This window comes from Mycobacterium sp. IDUB_37 (genome assembly GCF_055419245.1).
Window position 1 is genome coordinate 1 of sequence record NZ_JBVAXG010000036.1, and the last position, 550, is coordinate 550.

1 protein-coding gene is annotated in these 550 nt (G+C 64.4%); it reads right to left on the reverse strand.

Translation table 11 applies throughout. From position 1 onward, the window contains the following. Positions 1–550 (reverse strand): DDE-type integrase/transposase/recombinase (locus ACZY1I_RS32185; RefSeq protein WP_463761707.1); only part of this gene is annotated, 550 nt, incomplete at both ends.

The following is a 550-nucleotide window of genomic DNA, read 5'->3' on the forward strand; positions in this document are numbered from 1 at the left end:
CGGGAAGCTGGTCGTCGATAGCCTGGTGGGGCCGTTGATGGTTGTAGTGCCAACGGAATTGGTCACACAGCGCTTGGAGCTCCTCGATCGTCGCTGCAGGCCCGTGGTCGGCGTAAAAGTCTTTGAAGGTGCGGTGGTAGCGCTCGAGCTTGCCGCAGGTCTGCGGGTGGGCGGGTCTTGAGCTGAGTTGTCGGATGCCCATCGCGGCTAATCGCTGCTGGAAGTGCACAGGCTGATGGCCGTCGCGGGCGATGAACTGGGTGCCGTTGTCGCTGATGAGTTGGCGTGGGGCGCCGTGCTCGCCGATGGCGATCTCCATGGCCCGCCATGCCGCGGTGGCGGTGAACCGACGTGCCGCAGTGGCGCCGATGGCGAAGCGCGCGTGGTCGTCGAGGATGTCGATGATCCAGGCTTTTGAGCTGTCGTCAAGCTCGACCTGGGTGCCGTCGATCTGCCACAGATCGTTGGGAGCGTAGCGTTCGAAGCGCCGCCAGGTTGGCGCCGCTCGCCGCCGATCGCGGGGTGTGATGAGTGAATTGCGTTGCAGTAT